The sequence below is a fragment of the Streptomyces sp. NPDC028722 genome, assembly GCF_040637655.1.
Taxonomy (GTDB): Bacteria; Actinomycetota; Actinomycetes; order Streptomycetales; family Streptomycetaceae; genus Streptomyces.
Genome location: NZ_JBEZWU010000009.1, coordinates 278,823 through 296,166, shown reverse-complemented (window position 1 = coordinate 296,166; position 17,344 = coordinate 278,823). Strand labels below are relative to the sequence as shown.

Genomic DNA, 17,344 nt, shown 5'->3' with positions numbered 1-17,344 from the left:
TCCTTCACCCGGTCACAGCAGTGACGGGTCCTGCATCAGGATCGCCTGGTAGAGGGTGTGCAGCCGCTGGCTCGGCTTGAGTCCCAGCTCGTCGTCGAGCCACTTGCGGGTGCGGTGGAAGATGTCGACGGCCTCGGACTGGCGTCCGCACCGGTAGAGCGCGATCATCAACTGTTCGCTGAACCGCTCACGTTCGGGATACTGAGCCAGCAGCTGCTTCAGCTCGGCAACGACGACCCCCGCCTCGCCGGCCTGGAGCTGCGCCTGGATCAGGTCCTCCCGTGCGCTCTTGCGCTGTTCGTCCAGCCGCAGGGCCACGGCCCGGCAGCGCGGCCCGTCGCTCACGTCGAGCAGGGCGGGCCCGCGCCACATGGCGAGGGACCGCCGCAGCAGCCCGATGGCCTCGTCCGGTTCCCGGCTGACCAGGCTCGCGCCCCGCTCGGCCAGCCGCAGGAAGCGGTAGGCGTCCAGGGCGTCCTCCGCGACGTCCAGTGTGTAGCCGTTGTCGACGGTGCGGATGAGCCCGTCCTCACCGTCCGCGAAACCCAGCTCCGCCAGCGACTTCCGCATCCGGCGGACATTCGCCTGGAGAGCGTTCCGGGTGTTCTTCAGGGGGGCTTCGCCCCAGAGTTCGTCGATCAGTTCGTCGAAGGCCACCACTTGACCCGGATTCAGCGCGAGCATGGTCAGCATCACGCGAATCTTCTTCGCCCGCACACCGATGGTTTTTTGACCGTCCCCGATCAGCAGCGGACCCAGTATGGAGATGTGCACCAAATTCCCGTCCCTACTCAGAAAAACCGGTCACAAAGCTCCCGCCTCGCGACCTACGGGGCGGCCACGGGACCGTGAGAGGGCAGCGCTATGCCGCGGCGCCCGCACAGGGAAACATCTGGGAGTCAGAACTGATCAATTATCAATCACGTCTGGCCGGTTAGGCACTGTACCTTCGTACATGAGCAGATGGGCCTGGGCGACAAGACCCACCTGAAGACGGGATTCCACTTTCAGCTTCGCCAGGATATTCGCGACATGCGCCTTCACGGTCCGTTCGGTCACCCGCAACCTGGACGCTATGGCACGATTCGATAAGCCCGCTCCGAGCAGTGAGAAGACCTGCCTCTCCCGCTCCGAGAGGAACTCCACCTGGGTGAGCTGGTAGTGCCAACGAGTCGACGGCAGGCCGTCGTCACCGTGCATAGGGCCACTCCCCGTGATCGCCCCGCTTCCCCCGTCAACGCGCGCCGGAATCCCTTCGGTCGGCTTGATTCCGTCGAACGCGGGACCGAGTGTAGCGCTCTCACAACCGCCGTCGTAGGGAATGGACTTCCTCGCCGGAATTCAGCGCCGGCGGGTGCCGGTGACACGTGGAAGAGCCGGGGCCGGGACCCGTGGCCCGGCCCCGGCTCCGGCCCCCGGGGTCACCGGCGAACGGCCAGCTCCGCCAGCGGGGCCGGCACAGACACCGGCCGGGTCTCGTCCTGGTGGGCCAGGCGCGAGGGCCACCAGGTCTTCCAGCCCAGCAGCATGACCACCGAGGGCAGCACGACGATCCGGATGAGGGTGGCGTCCAGCAGCACGGCGCAGGCCATGCCCACGCCCAGCTGCTTCATCTCGATGAAGTTCAGCGAGGCCAGCAGCCCGAACACGCAGACCATCACCACCGCCGCGCTCGTCACGACACCGGCCGTGCGGGTGATGCCCTGTTCCACCGCCTCCCTGATGTTCAGCCCGCCGCGCGCCGCCTCCCGGATCCGGCTGATCACGAACACGTGGTAGTCCATCGACAGGCCCAGCAGGATCACGAACAGCAGCAGCGGAAGCCACGCCACCACCCGCCCGGTGGACTCGAAGTCCAGGATCTTCTCCGCCCAGGTCCGCTGGAAGATCAGTGCGAGCAGCCCGAACGAGGCCACCGCGGACAGCACGTTCAGCACCACGGTGATCGCGGCGAGCACCAGGGAGCGGAAGGCGGCCGCCATCACCAGGAAGGTGAACACCAGGGCCACCAGCAGCACCCACGGCATCTTGTCCACGACGTTCGCCCGGTAGTCCACGTCGTACGCGACGTCGCTGCCGCCCACCGCGTACCGGGCGCCCCCGATCCGGCCGAGCGTGGCCGGGGCGATGTCGTCACGCAGCCGGAACAGGGAGTCCTGGGCCTGCCGGGAGCTGCTGTTGAAGCGGGTGCCGACGGCGATCGTCGCCACCCGTCCGTCCCGCGAGGTCCGCACCTCGGGCGCCGGGGTGTGCACGAACAGGGCGTCGTGCCGCACCCGGCCGACGAGGGCGTCGATCCCCCGCGCCAGCTCCCCGCCGTGGCCCGCGGGCACCCGGACGGCGACCAGGTGCGTGTCCGCCTGGCTCGGGAAGGACCGTGTCAGCCGTTCGTTGGCCTGCATCGCGGGGATCGACCGGGGCAGGTCGTCGATGCCGGTCGCCTTCAGGCGCAGGTCGAGGGCGGGCACGGCGAGGGCGAGCAGGGCGCCGACGGAGAGGATCAGCGCCAGGGCCGGGTGCCGCAGGGCCGGCTTGAGCATCGCCGACCACAGCCGGGGCTTGACGCCGCCCTTCTGGGTGAGCCGCCACACCAGTGGCACCCGCGGCTTGTCCAGGTAGCGGCCGAACTTGGAGAGCATCGCCGGCAGCACGGTCAACGAGGCGAGCATCGCGATGCCGACCACCAGCACCGCGCCCGTGGCCATCGACTCGAACGCGATGTGCCCGGCGAGGTAGAGGGCGCCCATGGACGCCATCACGACCAGGCCCGAGATCATCACCGAGTGCCCGGAGGTGGCGGCGGCGATCTCGATGGCGTCGATGTTGTTCGCGCCCAACGCCCGTTCCTCGCGCTGGCGTTTGAGATAGAACAACGAGTAGTCGACGCCGATGGCCATGCCCATCAGGACGATGATGTGGGTGACCGGACCGGGGTCGGGCACGAGCTGCGAGGCGACACCCCACAGGCCCAGCCCGGCGAGCACCGAGGAGATGCCGAGCAGCACCGGGACGCTCGCGGCGACGATCGCCCCGAACACGAAGACCATCACGAGCAGCGTCACCGGCAGGCTCAGTACGGTGGCCTTGCTCAGGTCCCGGTCGAGCATGTCGTTCAGACCGGCCTTGATGGAGCCGGCGCCGACCAGCTCCACACGTACGTCGGTGTGCGCGTCCCGGACGGCGGCCACCTTCCGCAGCAGCGGCCCGACCCGGTCGGCCGCGGTCTCCGGGTCGCCCGCGAGGGTCACGGGCACGAGCAGCGCCGACCCGTCGGGGGCGGGCACGGGCCGGCCGACGGCCGCGACACCCTCGACGCCCTTCACGGCGTCGACGGCCTCGCCGAGCGCCCGGTTCGCGGCGGACCGGTCGAGCTCGCCCCGGTAGGGGGTGACCAGGATGTTCTCCACCGCGCGGCTCTCCAGGCCGCCGCTGCGGGACAGGGCCGCGGCCCGGCCCGACTGCCCGATGGCCAGATCCGAGTCGGTGGCGGACCGGGTGCCCGTCATACCGCCCACCGTGAGGGCGCCGAGCACGAACACCACCCAGAGCGTCATCGCCCACCACGGGTGGACGGCGCTCCACCGGGCGGCCCTGGTGATCAGGTTCCTGCCTGCCACGTCTGCTCTCCCCTTCTCGAAAAAAATACCCGGATCACGGGAAACGGGCCGGGGCTTTCGTCGTCCGGCCGGTACATGGGCGCACTCCTCGCTCACAGAAAACTAGTGACGGCCCGGAGCGCGATCACGGGTACAAGTACTCCGATGTGGGGGGGAGTTTCCTCTACTTGACACCCAGCGTGTTCCACATGGAGTCGGGTTCTTCTGGCCGGATGTAATACCACATCCGGCCGGACACGGAAAAGGGGCCGTCGCCGAGAAGGGCGACGGCCCCCGCGTACGGATCGGGAAGGCCTACGTCCTGCACGCGCCAGGGACCGGCGAGACAGCCCGTGGGATCCCGGACGGTGCGCTGTCCCGCGCCCCGGGCGACGGGCAGCGCCATTCCCTGGGTGAGCCGACCGCCGGCCGCCTTCACGCACGCCTCCTTCCGGGTCCACAGGCGGGCGAAGGCACGGTGGCCGTCCCGGGCCACCCAGGCACTCTCCTCGGCCGGGAAGAACCGTGTGGCCAGGCGCGTCGTGTCCAGCCCGGCGCGGGGGAGTTCCACGTCGACGCCCACCGGCCGGGGCGCCAGGGCGAGCAGGGCCAGCTCACCCGAGTGCGACAGGCTGAAGTGCGGCCCGGGCACGTGCGCGAGCCGCGGTTTGCCCCAGCGGCCCCGCGTGAGACACAGCGATGCCGGGGCACGGTCCAGCCGTGCCCCGAGAATGATCCGCACCGCGGCGTGCGCGACGACGAAACGCCGCCGCATTCCGGGTTCCCGCCCCCGCCGCGCGCGTTCCCTCTCGTCTTCGTCCAGGATGTCCTCGAGTTCCGGCGGATATCCCTCCGGATACGCTTGTGCGCCGGAGTCCAGCGGAATGCGCCAGATCTCCACCTCGTCGGCATCCGTAACGCGGATCGACGTCGTCAGTTCCGGCCCACCTTTCCCGTGTGCAAACCCTGGAACAGGTTGAGTTTCTGGATGTTCCGGGTGCCTTCCATGAACTCCACACCCCGCGCGTCACGGGCCCACTTGTCGAGCAGCGGATGGTCCAGCCGGGCCCCCGGGCCGAAGAAGCCCGGCGCGCGCAGCGTCACCTCCTCGGCGACCTCGCAGGCCCTGGCCTTCGCCGCCGACGCCAGATGGCCGGCGGCCGGCCTGCGGTCCACGGCGATGGCCGCCCGGTACGTCAGCGACCGGGCCGCGTCGATCCGGCGGCCCAGCTCCTCGTACGTGTCCCGCTCCGGCCCGCGCAGCAGCGGCCGGTGCTCACCGACGTAGTCGTGGGCGGCCCGGGCGATGCCCAGGGCGATGGCGGCGACACTCGGCCGGAGCTGGTTGAAGACACTGACGATGCTCCACATGCCCCGGCGGGTCGGCGGGAGATGCGTGCCGAGCACCCGCTCGGCCGGCACCCGCACCCCGTCCAGCCGGATCCGGGTGAGCTGGGCACCGCGCAGCCCCAGCGTGGGCAGCGGCTCGGCACGGAAGCCGGGGTCGGCGGTGTCCACGAGCACCGCCAGCACGCCGAGCCGCTCGGTGCCGGCGACCCGGGCGAACACGGCACCGAGGTCGGCCCGCGCGGCGTTGCCGACGTACCGCTTCTCGCCGTCCAGGACGTAGGAGCCGTCCCCCACCGGGGTGAGCGTGCTCGTCATCTCCCCGATGGCCGAACCCCGGTCCGGCTCGGTCAGCGCGAAGCAGGTCCAGCGGGGCCGCTCGGCGAGCCGGCCGTGGAACCACTCCCGCTGCTCCGGACCGCCCAGCACGCCGAGCAGCACCCCGCACATCGACGGGCCCGGCGAGGCCAGCATCATCCCGGCGTCACCACGGGCCAGTTCCTCGCTGACCAGCACCCGCTCCAGGGTGGCCAGCCCGTGCGCGGGCCCGCTGCCGGGTGCCGTGCCCGCCCGGTCCCAGTCGGGCGGCACCTCGTGTCCGGCGAGGAACCGTACGGCGGGCAGGTCCAGGTAGCGGTGGATGGCGTCCGGGTCCCGGTCCAGCTCCAGGGCACCCTGGCGGAGGTCGTCGGCCCAGTGGGCCACCACCCGGTGGGCCGTGGCCAGGGAGGCGGGCAGGCCGGTCACGCGTCCTCCGGTCCGGTGCGGGGGCCCGGCGGGCCGTAGGCGTCGGCGAGCAGTTCCGAGGCGTGCGCGCCGGCGCCCGGGCCGTCCGCGGTGAAACCGTGGGCGCCGAGCAGCCGCAGCAGGGTGCGGTCGGCCCGGGTGATCTGCTCCTGGAGCGCGGCCAGATGACGGTCGTCCGTGGGCCGCAGCGGGCCGAGCGGCCCGGTCCGGCCGGCGGTGAGGTCGTCGAGGACCCCTTCGATCTCCACGTGCTCCAGCAGCACTTCGGCCAGCGTGCCCTTGACCATCTGCTGCATCAGCAGCGGGGCGCCGTCGGTGTGCCGGGAGGCGAGATGGGCCAGACAGGCGTCCCGCAACCGTTCCGACATCCCGAGCCGCAGCCAGGCCACGGCCCACCCCCACTCGGGCGCCGCCTCCTCGGCCCCGGCCGACCGCGTCAGGGCGAGCCCGGGAAGGAGCCCGGCGGTCTCGACGCGGGCGGCACGGGCGCCGCCGGCACCGGGGCCGCCCTCGCCCGGCAGCGTGCCAGGGGTGTCCGCCGTGCTGTCGTCCTCGGCGCGTTCCGGCCGCTCGGCGGACCCGGCGCCCTCGGTGTCCCCCGTATCACCGACCTGCTCGGCGTCCCCGGCGTGGCGGGTTTCGTCGGCGCGCGCCGCAGCCTCCGCCTCCGCTTCTTCCGCCGCGAACTCCGCGAGGAGTTCCTTCGGCAGGATCGCGTGGCCGCGCGGGCCGCGGGGCGGGGTCTTCGGGGACAGGGCTCGCAGCAGCAGGGTCAGCGCGGGGACCAGGCCGTCCGTGCGGGCGCTCGTCCGGGCCTGCCGGCAGTGCTGCCGTACCTCGGGCGGAACCGTCATCGTCTCCTCACTCCCCCGTACTCGTCCGCCGGGCCGGCGCGCCGAGGTCGAGCGTGCAGTGCGCCAGCGTCTCGCGTTCCGGATCGTGGTCGGCCACGACCACCCGGGCCGGTCCGCCGCCCACGAGGCCCGCCAGCGCCGACCAGACCGCCGTGGCCGGCTGGCCGGGCCCGGCCCAGGTCGCCCAGGGCCACACGCCGGGTACGGCGGTCCGCACCCCGGCGCCGGCCACGAGCGGCAGTTCCGCGTCCCACGGCGCCACCGGTCCGGGCGCCGGCCAGGGCTGCTGCCCCATGCCGCGCACGGGTGCCGCCGCGCCGCTCCACTCGAACAGCAGGGCGACCGCCGCGTCGGCCCGGACGGCGCCCGGATGCTCCGCCGGCACGGCGAACGGCTGGCTGCTCTGGTCGACGGCCAGCACCAGCAGCCGGCGGAACCCGCAGCGCCGCGCGTACTCCACCCCCGTCCTCAGCGCGCTGAACGGTGCGAGCGCCCCCTGGTCGGACAGGGCGAACGCCAGCGGTTCGCCGGGCAGCAGCTCCTGCACGCAGGACGCCACCAGCTGACTGTGCTCGAAGTCCGGGGCCGCGTACGCCACGACGACCAGCTCGGGGCCGTCCTCACCGGTCAGCGGCCCCAGTTCCGCCAGCGCGCCCCGGGCCAGCTCCACGGAGGTGCGGCGGGGCGCGCCGGCGAACCCGGCCCGGTCGAACGGCACCCCGTGCGGGTCGCCGAGCTGCCGGTAGAACCTCTCCCGGTCCGCTGCCGGTACGTACGGCGTGCCGGGCCCGGCAGGGGCGTACCGGCCGGCCCGTACCAGCCGCGGCACACCGGCCGGGCCGTGCGCCCGACCGCCCGCCGCGTCACCCGTCGTACCGTCCGCCGCCGGGGCCGCGGGCCGTACGGGCGCTGTCGCGCGGAACATGCTCAGGCGCCCGCTTCCGCCGCCACGAAGTCGGCGAGGGAGCCGACCGTCTCGAAGTGGGTCATCTCCAGCTCGTCGGCGTCGAACTGCACGTCGAGGATCTCCTCGACGGAGATGAGCAGTTCCAGGGCGCTGCTGGAGTCCAGGCCCAGGTCGTCGAAGAGGCGGGCGCCCTCCTCGGCGCCGCTGACGTCCTTGTTCAGCACCTCCGTCAGGCCCTGGCGGACCGCGTCCAGGTAGCGGGCGCGGTCGGTGAGGGTGGCCGCGGTGTTCTCGGTCATGTCGTTCTCCTTGTGGGTGGTGGGAGTTCAGCGGACGCCGGGAGCGGCGTCGTACAGCCGCTGGCGGGCCAGCATGGTCTCGGTGTCGTCGCGTTCCCGGATCAGCCGGGCGGTGCCGTCCAGGACGAGGACCTCGGCCGGGTAGCCGTGGCTGAGGAAGTGCACGGGCGAGGCCGTCGGCCCGTACGCGCCGGAGCGCTGCACGCCGACCAGGTCACCGGCGCGCAGCGGCGGCATGGGCACCTTCTTGCCGATGACGTCGTTCGGGGTGCACAGCGGCCCGGTGATGTTCCACGGCTCGGTGGGCTGCTCGTCCAGGCGTTCCAGCGCGGCCATCGGGAAGTTGCGCTTGACGTACGAGCCGATGCCGACCGCCGCCATGTGGTGGTTGGTGCCGCCGTCGGTGACCGCGAAGTTCTCGCCCATCGACGTCTTCGTGTAGCGCACCCGGGTGACATAGGTGCCGGACGCGGCGACCAGGTACCGGCCCAGCTCCATGATCATGCGGGTGCCGGGGTGCCGGCTGTGGAAGGCGTCCACGACGGGGTCGAGCCGGACCGTCAGCTCGGCGAGGTCCAGGTCCTTCTCGTTGTCGAAGTAGGCGATGCCGAGGCCGCCGCCGACGTCGACGGTCTCCAGCGGGAAGCCGATCCGTTCGGCGAGCCGCTCGGCGAGGTCGAGGATGCGCCGGGTGTTGTCCACGACGGTGTCCTCGCCGAGGATCCGCGTGCCCAGGTACACCTGCACACCCATGAGGCGTACGGCCTCGTAACGGGTGGCGAGTTCGGGTCCCGCGGCGAGCAGCTGCTCCTCGTCCATGCCGAACTGGCGGGGCTTGCCGCCCATCGTCAGGCCCGAACCCTTGACCGAGAAGGCGGGGTTGACCCGCAGCATCACCCGCGCGGTGACGCCCCGCTCACGGGCCGCCCCGTCGATGAGGGCGAGTTCACCGAGGTTCTCGCAGACGATGGCGTGGATGTCCGCGTCCAGGCAGGCGGCGACTTCGGCGGCGCTCTTGCCGGGGCCGAGGAAGATGATGTCGTGCGGGGCGACACCGGCGCGCCGGGCCGTGACCAGTTCGGTGAGCGAGGACACCTCGGCGCGGGCGCCGCTGCGGTGCAGCAGGGCGCACACGGAGATGTTGGGGTTGGCCTTGAGGGAGTAGAAGACCTCCAGGGCGGGGTGCAGGCGCTCGCGCAGGTCACGGAAGCGGCCGGTGATCTCCTCGCCGTCGTACACGTACAGCGGGGTGCCGAACTCCTCGGCGAGCCGGGTGACGCTCAGGCCCTGCACCTCGAAGGCGACGCTCATGTTCAGTCCCGTTCCGTCAGGGCCGCGAGGCGGCGGGTGATGTCCGTGGCGAGGGCCTCGATCCGCTCGTCGGAGCCGGCGAGCAGCACGCCGTACAGCCGGCCCTCGAAGCCGCCCTCGCCGGCGCCGGCGCCCTCCGCGGCGGCGGCGTTGACCGTGGCGTAGTTGTTCACGAAAAGGCCGTGCGGGCCTGCGCCGGGCTGCGTGAGCAGCGACGGCCCGAGCAGCTCGCGCAGTTCGGTGAAGGGCAGCGGGCGGCGCAGGCGGACCGGGAAGTGGCGGGCGACGGCGACGTCGTCCGGACCGGCCAGCACCTCGTGCACCACGGCCTGGTACGTGGACATGTTGTTGCGGGCGTTGATCTCCACCACCGGGTAGAGGCCCTCGTCGGGGTCGACCATCGCGTCGACCCCGACGACCCCGAAGTACCCGTCCGCGGCCAGGCGTTCGCCGATCCGGTGCGCGCTCTGCCGGATCACGGCGATCTGGTCCTCGCCGAGCCGGGCGGGCATGCGGTGGCCCTTGTGGACACCGCCCTCGGTGAGCAGCTCCTTGACGAAGTCGAAGTGCACACCGCCGTCGCGGCCCACGGTGAACTGGTAGTTGAGGTCCGCCCGCTTGGCCACCCACTCCTCGATGACCAGCGCGGTGCGTACGGCGGTGCCCGCGGCCCGGGCGGTGCGCTCGGCCTGGGCGGCGGCCATGCGGTGCAGCCGGGCCAGCGTCCGCTCGTTGTCGACCACGACGATGCCCTTGCCGGACACCCCGAACGCGTCCTTGACGACGACCCGGTGCCCGGCGGCCAGCAGCTCACCGGCCGCGGCGACGGCCGCCGCCAGCTCCTCCAGGGTCTCGCAGGCCCAGCCGCGCGCCTGGCGGATGCCCAGCTCGTCGGCGAGCCGGCGGCTGTACACCTTGCTGTTGACGTGCTTGCACCGGTCGGCGGACGGTGCCGCGAGCCGCAGCCCGGTCCGCCCGGCCAGCTCCTCCTCCACCGTGGAGATGCCGTGGGCGGTGAGCCGGGCGCCGTCGGCGGCCAGATCGGTCAGCGTGCGCAGCAGCCCGGGGTCGGCGAGGGCGTCCTCGCTGACGGTGCGCCGCGGTCGCTGCCCGGCGACCACGTGCACGGTGGGCAGGGCGAGTCCCAGTCCCTCCAGGTAGGCGCGGTAGCCGTCGTCCAGGGCGGTCTTGAGGACGACGTGGTCGTCCTTGCCGCCGAGCAGCAGCGCGAACTCGTCCATGCGGTTGACGAGGGCGCTGCCCGCGTGCGCGGCGACCCGGGGCAGGGCGGGCTCCCCGAGCGCCCACTGGTTCTCCACCTCGAAGTTGCCGAGGAACACCAGCGGCGTGCCGGCGTCACCGGTGACCGCGCGCTTGAGGCGGCCGGTGAAGCCGGGGGGCGGTGATTGCATATCGACCTCTTGATCTCTCGGGTGGGCACCGGCCGGCGTCGGGCGGGCACCCCGGTGCGGCGCGGGCTCGCGGGCTCAGTGCTCGAAGACCATGGCGGCGAAGGTGGCGCCGAGACCGACACTGGTCATCAGGTAGCGGTCGCCGGGGCGCAGCCGGCCCCGCTCGCAGGCGTGCTGGAGGTTGATGAAGGGGTCGGCGCAGAAGCAGTGCCCGGTGTGCGGCACCAGGTCGAGGAAGACCCGCTCCAGGGGCAGCCCGAGGGTGCGGCACACCCCGATCCAGGACAGCCGGTTGACGTTGTGCGGCAGGACGAGGGCCAGGTCGCCGAGGGCGCAGCCCGCCTCGTCCAGGGCCGCGGTGATCACCTCGCACAGGCCGGGCCCGTACCGGTCCTGGAAGTCGGCGGCGGCCTCGTCGTCCATGATGAACCGGTCACCGAACCGGCTGTGCGTGCGGGCGGCGTAGCCGAGCATCCGGTTGCGGCCGGTGCGGTCGGCGCTGACCAGCAGCGCGGCGGTGCCCTCGCCCATGACGGTGACGTCGGGGATCGACTGGTTGTGGCCGGTGCCGGCCTTCTCGCCGGTAAGCACGAGGGCGAGGGCGTCCGGGTCGGGGTCGGCGGCGAGCAGGGTGCCGGCCAGGTCGACGGCGAGCATGCCGGAGGCGCAGGCGTGCTGGGAGACGACGAACGCGGTGGCGTGGCGCAGCCCCAGCTCGTCCTGGATGGGACCGAGCGAGGTCAGCGGGTACGGCAGCGGCGCGGGCATGGTGCGCGCCTGCACCACGTACTTGACCCGCTGTTCCTGCCCGCGCAGCTCGGCGAGCTTGGCGACGGCGCGCAGCAGCAGCCGCGTCTCGTCGGCCTGCGGGTCGCGACACACCTCGGACAGCCCGTAGAAGCGCTGGTAGCGCCGCAACTGTACGTCTGTGAGGCCGAGTTCGCGGTGGAAGCCGGCGATCGGGATGGTGTCGGGAAGACAGCTGGAGACTGCCACGATCGACGTCATGCCCACCACCCTCGCGTCCACCGCTGACGAGGGACTGAAACATTGCTGACCGTTGTGCCGGCCACCGCTGCGGACGGTCCGGGTCCGGATACGCGTGATCCCGCCCGTCGGACGACGGGCGGGATCGGACGGGCAGCGGCGGGTGCTCGGGGTACCGCGCGGTGCCGGGTGCGTCCGGGGTACCGCGCGGTGCCGGATGCGTCCGGGGTACCGCGCGGTGCCGGGCGGCGGGTCAGTGGAAGAAGTGGCGCGTGCCCGTGAAGTACATGGTCACGCCCGCCTCCTTCGCGGCCTCCACGACCTGCTCGTCACGGATCGAGCCGCCCGGCTGGACGATCGCCCGGACGCCGGCGCCGATGAGGATCTCCGGGCCGTCGGGGAAGGGGAAGAAGGCGTCCGAGGCCGCGTAGGCGCCGCGGGCCCGCTCCTCGCCGGCCCGTGCCACGGCCAGCTTGCAGGAGTCGACGCGGTTGACCTGGCCCATGCCGACGCCGACCGAGGCGCCGTCCCTGGCGAGCAGGATCGCGTTGGACTTCACCGCACGGCACGCCTTCCAGGCGAAGGCCAGCTCCCGCAGCTCCTCGGCGGAGAGCGCCTCGCCGCTGGCGAGCGTCCAGTTGGCCGGGTCGTCGCCGTCGGCCTGGAGCCGGTCGGCGACCTGGAGCAGCGCGCCGCCGTCGATCGGCTTGACCTCGACCGGGTGGCCCGGGCCGTCGGGGCAGCGCAGCACGCGGATGTTCTTCTTCTTGGTGAGGGCCTCCAGCGCGCCGTCCTCGTAGTCGGGCGCGACGATGACCTCGGTGAAGATGTCCGCGACCTGCTCGGCCAGCTCCTTGCTGACCGGGCGGTTGACGGCGATCACACCGCCGTACGCGGAGACCGGGTCGCAGGCGTGGGCCTTGCGGTGCGCCTCGGCGACGTCCGCGCCGATCGCGATGCCGCACGGGTTGGCGTGCTTGATGATCGCGACACAGGGCTCGTCGTGGTCGTACGCGGCACGGCGGGCGGCGTCCGTGTCCGTGTAGTTGTTGTACGACATCTCCTTGCCGTGCAGCTGCTCGGCAGCCGCGAGCCCGCCCTCGCCGGACGTGTAGAGAGCGGCGGGCTGGTGCGGGTTCTCGCCGTAGCGCAGGGTGTGGGCGCGCTCCAGGGTGGCACCGAGGAAGCCGGGGAACGGCGAGTCGTCGGCGGGGGCGTAGGAGGACGCGAACCAGGACGCGACGGCGGTGTCGTACTCCGCCGTGTGCCGGAACGCCTCGGCCGCCAGCCGCTTGCGGGCGGCGAGGTCGAAGCCGCCGTCCCGCACCGCGGCGAGCACGTCGGCATACCGCTGCGGGCTGGTGACCACGGCCACCGACGGGTGGTTCTTGGCGGCGGCGCGGACCATCGACGGGCCGCCGATGTCGATCTGCTCCACGCACTCGTCGGGCGAGGCACCGGAGGCGACCGTCTCGCGGAAGGGGTAGAGGTTGACGACCACCAGGTCGAACGGCTCCACGCCCAGCTCGGCGAGCTGCTCGCGGTGGCTGTCCAGCCGCAGGTCGGCGAGGATGCCCGCGTGCACCTTCGGGTGCAGGGTCTTCACCCGGCCGTCCAGGCACTCGGGGAAGCCGGTCAGCTCCTCGACCTTGGTGACGGGGACACCGGCGGCGGCGATCCGGCCGGCCGTGGACCCGGTGGAGACCAGCTCCACACCGGCCTCGTGCAGCCCGCGCGCGAGGTCCTCGAGACCGGTCTTGTCGTAGACGCTGACGAGCGCGCGACGGATGGCCCGCTTGTTGCTCTCCGCGGTCACTGGATAACTACCTTTCGTCCCTCAATGCGATAGCCGTTGCGGGCGAGCCGCCCCACGACCTCGACGAGCAGCCTTCGCTCGACTTCCTTGATGCGCTCGTGCAGCGCGCTCTCGTCGTCCTCGTCCCGGATGTCGACCACGCCCTGGGCGATGATCGGGCCGGTGTCGACGCCGTCGTCGACGAAGTGGACGGTGCAGCCGGTGACCCTGGCGCCGTACGCCAGCGCGTCGCGGACCCCGTGGGCCCCCGGAAAACTGGGCAGCAGGGCGGGGTGGGTGTTCACGAACCGCCCGCCGAACCTCGCGAGGAACTCCTTCCCCACGATCTTCATGAACCCGGCGGACACGACGAGGTCGGGCTCGTACGATGCCACGGCCCCGGCCAGGGCGGCGTCCCACTCCTGGCGGGAACCGAAGTCCTTCACCCGGCACACGAAGGTCGGCAGTCCGGCCCGCTCGGCCCGGGCGAGCCCCTCGATGCCGCCGCGGTCGGCCCCGACGGCGACGATCCGGGCACCGTACGCCTCGGCTCCGGTGCGCTCGATCTCGTCCAGCAGCGCCTGGAGGTTGGTACCGGACCCGGAGACCAGCACGACGAGGCGCCTGACCGCTGGTCCGGGAGCTGGGCCGGGAGTGGTGGCGGCCACGGTGGGGCCCTTTCTCGGGAAGCGACGGGTCCGGCCGTTCCCGGCCGGACGGTTTGTACGGTCGTACGAATGCTTCGCGCCCCCGGATACGGGGAAGTCTACGAAGCGGCCGACCGCCAGCAACGATACCGGCACTCCGGAAGGGCCCCTCGGGACGGGGGGCGGGGCGGGCGGTAGCGTTCGCAGCAAGTCACGAGGGAGCAGCCCCGGGAACGCGGTCGTCGTGCGGTGCGTTCACGGGGTGGAAGCTCACGTCGGACAGCCGTAGTCATCTAGGGGAAGACGCTCTTTTGATGCCCGCTCGCAGCCTGCGACTCCTCACGTTCCCGCCGCGCCCGGTCCAGGGAGGCGTGGCTGGCGCCGCACTGCTGCGGGACCTGCCGACCCCGCCGCCGACGGGCACACCGCACAACGGTTCCGGCCACGGCGACTCGGGGCAGGGCGGTTCCGGGTGGGGTGGTTCCGGGCAGGGCGGTCCCGGGCAGGGCGGTCCCGGGTGGGGCGGTTCCGGGCAGGGCGGTCCCGGGTGGGGCGGTTCCGGGCGCGGTGATGCCGGGCCGGGCGGTCCTGGGCAGAGTGGTCCAGGGCAGAGTGGTCCCGGACGGAGTGGTCCCGGACAGGGCGACTCCGGGCGGAACGGTTCCGGTTCCGGCGACTCCGGGCGAGAGGGTTCCGGTTCCGGGCGGGAAGGTTCCGGGCAGGAAGGTTCCGGGCGGGACGGCGGGCCGCAGGACGGCAATCCGTTCGCGCCGCCGCCGGAGGGCGCGCCGGACCGGCCGTGGCAGCCGCGGCACCCCGGAGGCCCGTCCGGCCACGGACAGGGTCACGGTCCGGATCCCTCCTCGGGAAGTCAGTGGAGCGACCACCAGCCCGGCCGTTCCCCCGGCAGCTTCGGCGAGCGGCCCGGCGGCGGCCCCGAGGGCCCCGGCGGACCGGCCGGCCCCGGCATGCGCTGGGACCCGGCGGACCCGGCCCAGCGCCGCGCGCGGTACGCCCTGCTGTCCGGCATGTGGGCGGTCTTCTTCGTCCTGTTCAGCTGGCCGTACGTGGCCCTGCTGCTGGCCGCGCTGGCCCTGTACTGGGGCAGCAGCGCCCTGCGCGCCAAGCCGAGCCGCCCGGCGCCGGACGCACCGGACGCACCGGCGGCGCCCAACGGCCGGCCCCAGACGACAGCGGCCGTCAGCGGCCTGGTCACTGCGTCCCTGGCGCTGATCCTGGTGGCCTCGACGTTCACCGTCCAGCTGGTCTACCGCGACTACTACACCTGCGTCGGTGACGCCCTGACCCACGAGGCCAAGCAGTCCTGCGAGACCCTGCTGCCGCATCAGCTGCGCGGCGTGCTGGGCGTGGAGAACAGCTGAGTCCGCGGCAGCGTCGGCACCGGTAGCGGGCCGGCGCGGGCACCTCACGGTTCGGGGGTGTCGGCACGGCGGGCCGGGGGCAGCTCGTCCGCGCCTCCCGCGCCGTCCGCGCCGCCCGAGCCCGCCGCGTTCCCCGTGCCGGTGCGGGTGCCGGTGCCGGTGCCGGTACCGGTGTCGGCGTCGGTCTCGGTGTCCTCGGGGACGTGCCGGGCCGTGGCCGCCTCCTTCAGGGCCGCCCATCGGGAGGCACGGGCGACGTCGTCGTGCCATTCCGTGGGGAAGGGTTCCCTGAACGGCGTCGGGAACGGGTCGTCGGCCGGGAGGAAGTCGTAGAGGTCCTCCTCGGCGGCTGCGGCCGTACGGGGCGTGGCCGCCCCGCGCGCGGACGGCCTGGCCTTCTGTCCCCGCTCTTCCTCGTGCGCTTTCTTCTGGCCGCGGGCGCTCTTCCGCTGCTCCGTGCCCTCCTCCTTGCCGGCCCCCCTGGCCCTGGCCCAGAACCCGGCTCCGGCCCCGCCCGCCTGGACCGGCTCCCCGTCGGAGGACGCCGCCCGGTCGGTCCAGCCCGCGTCCGGCACCGGCACCGTTCCCTCATCCGCGTCCGCCGTCCCGGCCGCCTTCACCGCCTCCGCCGGTTTCCCGGAGCCCTTGCCGTCCGTCGCCGCCGCGACCCCCGGCTGCGCGCCCGGCGCCGGGAGCGCCTCGCCCCGACCGCGCCGGCCCCGCAGCCGCCAGGCCCGCGCGGTCAGCGCCACGGGCAGCGCGAACGTCACCGTCCAGAGCCCGGCCGCCGCCCCGGTCCGCCACCACACCGGGCCGAGACGGGCCAGCAGGGCCACGCCCAGCGGGCCGCCGGACAGCGCGGCGAGCAGGGCGAGCGTCACCGCGCAGACCGTCGCCGTCAGCAGGACCACCCCGGCGGTCCGGGCGGCCGGCCAGCGGGCCGGTGCCGGTCTCCCGGGGCCGGGCCGCCCCACGGCCGCCCGGGCCACGAACCACCCCGCCGTCGCCCCGGCCACCGCCGGGGCCAGCCCGGCCGCCCAGTTCAGCTGCGTCCCGGGGCCCGGGTCCGGCACCGCCGCCAGCAGCGGGAAGGGCGGCAGCAGCGGGGCGGGATCGGAGAGGAACGGGTGGACCAGGTGCCCGGCGCCGAGGACGAAGCCGGGGCCGAGGGCGTACGACGCGGCCCACACCGCCGCGTTGGGAATCAGCGCGATGCCGAGCAGCAGCACCGCGAACCGTCCCGTCCAGCCGTCCGTCAGCTGTACGAAGGCGGCCCGTGCCGGCTCGCCGTGCCACACCAGAGACACGCCGACCAGCAGCGCCCCGCCGCCGAGGAGCACGGCCGTCGCGGCACCGGCGGCGCGTACGGCCGCTTCCAGCCGCGCCCACGCGTCGCCACCGGCCACCAGCCGCCGTACCGGACCCGGCACGACCGCCAGCGCGCGCAGCACCGGTTCACGCGGACAGCCGTACGCCGACCACACTCCGAGGGCCGCCGCGCCGGCCACGACGAGCGGCAGACACGCCGTCACCCACGGCCACTCGGGACGGAGTTCGCCGCCGGCGTCGTACAGCGCCGCCGCGGCGCCGACGGTCAGGTAGCCGAGGACCACGCCGGTCCACGCCGTACGCGCGGGCACCGGTGGCGGGCCGTCCGGCTCGGCCGACGCGTCGGTGGCGTCCCGCGCCGCCCGGTACACCAGCCACACCGGCAGCATGAGCAGCAGCAGCGGGGTGACGCCGACAGGCAGGGGCGCGCCGGAGAGGGTGCCGGTGCGGACCAGTTCCACGCCGTGCGCCAGCAGCCACAGGGCGGCGGCGATGTGGAGCGCACCGTCCGGCCCGCTGTCGGGGTACGGCGAGCTGACCCACAGGACCATCACCAGCACGGCGAACGAACCGAGTCCGAGTCCGGCCGCGACGGCCCCGCCGAGCAGGCTCGCGGCCAGGCCGGGTGAACGGTCACGCATCCGGGTGCGCAGGGGTGGCAACGACGAACGGCGCGCGGTCATCTGGATCACGCACGCCATGCTCCCAACGACACGCGCTTTCCCGTCGTA

14 protein-coding genes and 1 pseudogene are annotated in these 17,344 nt (G+C 73.3%); 1 reads left to right on the top strand and 14 read right to left on the bottom strand.

Annotated features, from left to right (window positions below):
* Window positions 1-12: 12 nt before the first annotated feature.
* The 13 genes from AB0F03_RS17570 to purN all read right to left on the bottom strand — a co-directional run bounded on the left by AB0F03_RS17570 (window position 13) and on the right by purN (window position 13,923).
* Window positions 13-774, bottom strand: coding sequence for an AfsR/SARP family transcriptional regulator (locus AB0F03_RS17570; protein WP_361992176.1), 762 nt, complete (start codon window positions 772-774; stop codon window positions 13-15).
* A gap of 135 nt (window positions 775-909) precedes the next feature.
* Window positions 910-1,200, bottom strand: coding sequence for a helix-turn-helix transcriptional regulator (locus tag AB0F03_RS17565; protein WP_361992173.1), 291 nt, complete (start codon window positions 1,198-1,200; stop codon window positions 910-912).
* Window positions 1,201-1,421: 221 nt separating this feature from the next.
* Complete coding sequence (locus AB0F03_RS17560) at window positions 1,422-3,617, bottom strand: MMPL family transporter (RefSeq protein ID WP_361992170.1); 2,196 nt, start codon at window positions 3,615-3,617, stop codon at window positions 1,422-1,424.
* Window positions 3,618-3,780: 163 nt separating this feature from the next.
* Complete coding sequence (locus tag AB0F03_RS17555; protein WP_361992167.1) at window positions 3,781-4,497, bottom strand: 4'-phosphopantetheinyl transferase superfamily protein; 717 nt, start codon at window positions 4,495-4,497, stop codon at window positions 3,781-3,783.
* Between the two features lie 32 nt (window positions 4,498-4,529).
* Window positions 4,530-5,690: an acyl-CoA dehydrogenase family protein gene (locus tag AB0F03_RS17550; RefSeq protein WP_361992164.1), complete on the bottom strand. Its 1,161-nt coding sequence runs from the start codon at window positions 5,688-5,690 to the stop codon at window positions 4,530-4,532.
* A complete protein-coding gene (locus tag AB0F03_RS17545; protein ID WP_361992161.1) occupies window positions 5,687-6,544 on the bottom strand; it encodes a hypothetical protein in 858 nt (285 codons plus the stop codon). Before AB0F03_RS17545 ends, AB0F03_RS17550 begins: the two co-directional genes overlap by 4 nt.
* A gap of 7 nt (window positions 6,545-6,551) precedes the next feature.
* The gene (locus tag AB0F03_RS17540) at window positions 6,552-7,469 is read right to left on the bottom strand and encodes a hypothetical protein (RefSeq protein ID WP_361992158.1); all 918 of its coding nucleotides are present in this window, start codon (window positions 7,467-7,469) and stop codon (window positions 6,552-6,554) included.
* Window positions 7,470-7,471: 2 nt separating this feature from the next.
* Window positions 7,472-7,750, bottom strand: coding sequence for an acyl carrier protein (locus AB0F03_RS17535; RefSeq protein WP_361992156.1), 279 nt, complete (start codon window positions 7,748-7,750; stop codon window positions 7,472-7,474).
* A gap of 27 nt (window positions 7,751-7,777) precedes the next feature.
* Window positions 7,778-9,061, bottom strand: coding sequence for a type III PLP-dependent enzyme (locus AB0F03_RS17530; protein WP_361992154.1), 1,284 nt, complete (start codon window positions 9,059-9,061; stop codon window positions 7,778-7,780).
* Between the two features lie 2 nt (window positions 9,062-9,063).
* The gene (locus tag AB0F03_RS17525) at window positions 9,064-10,473 is read right to left on the bottom strand and encodes an ATP-grasp domain-containing protein (RefSeq protein WP_361992151.1); all 1,410 of its coding nucleotides are present in this window, start codon (window positions 10,471-10,473) and stop codon (window positions 9,064-9,066) included.
* A gap of 75 nt (window positions 10,474-10,548) precedes the next feature.
* Window positions 10,549-11,490, bottom strand: coding sequence for a ketoacyl-ACP synthase III family protein (locus AB0F03_RS17520; protein WP_361992148.1), 942 nt, complete (start codon window positions 11,488-11,490; stop codon window positions 10,549-10,551).
* A gap of 223 nt (window positions 11,491-11,713) precedes the next feature.
* Window positions 11,714-13,276 carry a bifunctional phosphoribosylaminoimidazolecarboxamide formyltransferase/IMP cyclohydrolase gene (purH, locus tag AB0F03_RS17515; protein WP_361992145.1) on the bottom strand — a complete coding sequence of 521 codons (1,563 nt, stop codon included), beginning with the start codon at window positions 13,274-13,276 and terminating at the stop codon, window positions 11,714-11,716.
* Window positions 13,273-13,923 carry a phosphoribosylglycinamide formyltransferase gene (purN, locus tag AB0F03_RS17510; RefSeq protein ID WP_361992142.1) on the bottom strand — a complete coding sequence of 217 codons (651 nt, stop codon included), beginning with the start codon at window positions 13,921-13,923 and terminating at the stop codon, window positions 13,273-13,275. Before purN ends, purH begins: the two co-directional genes overlap by 4 nt.
* A gap of 713 nt (window positions 13,924-14,636) precedes the next feature.
* On the opposite strand from purN, the pseudogene AB0F03_RS17505 reads away from it, so the two are divergent.
* Window positions 14,637-15,284, top strand: a pseudogene (locus AB0F03_RS17505) (hypothetical protein); the annotation flags it as partial.
* Window positions 15,285-15,328: 44 nt separating this feature from the next.
* Here AB0F03_RS17505 and AB0F03_RS17500 read toward each other — a convergent pair.
* Entirely contained in the window at window positions 15,329-17,314 is a 1,986-nt protein-coding gene (locus AB0F03_RS17500; RefSeq protein WP_361992139.1) for a DUF6350 family protein, read from the bottom strand.
* Between the last annotated feature and the right edge of the window lie 30 nt (window positions 17,315-17,344).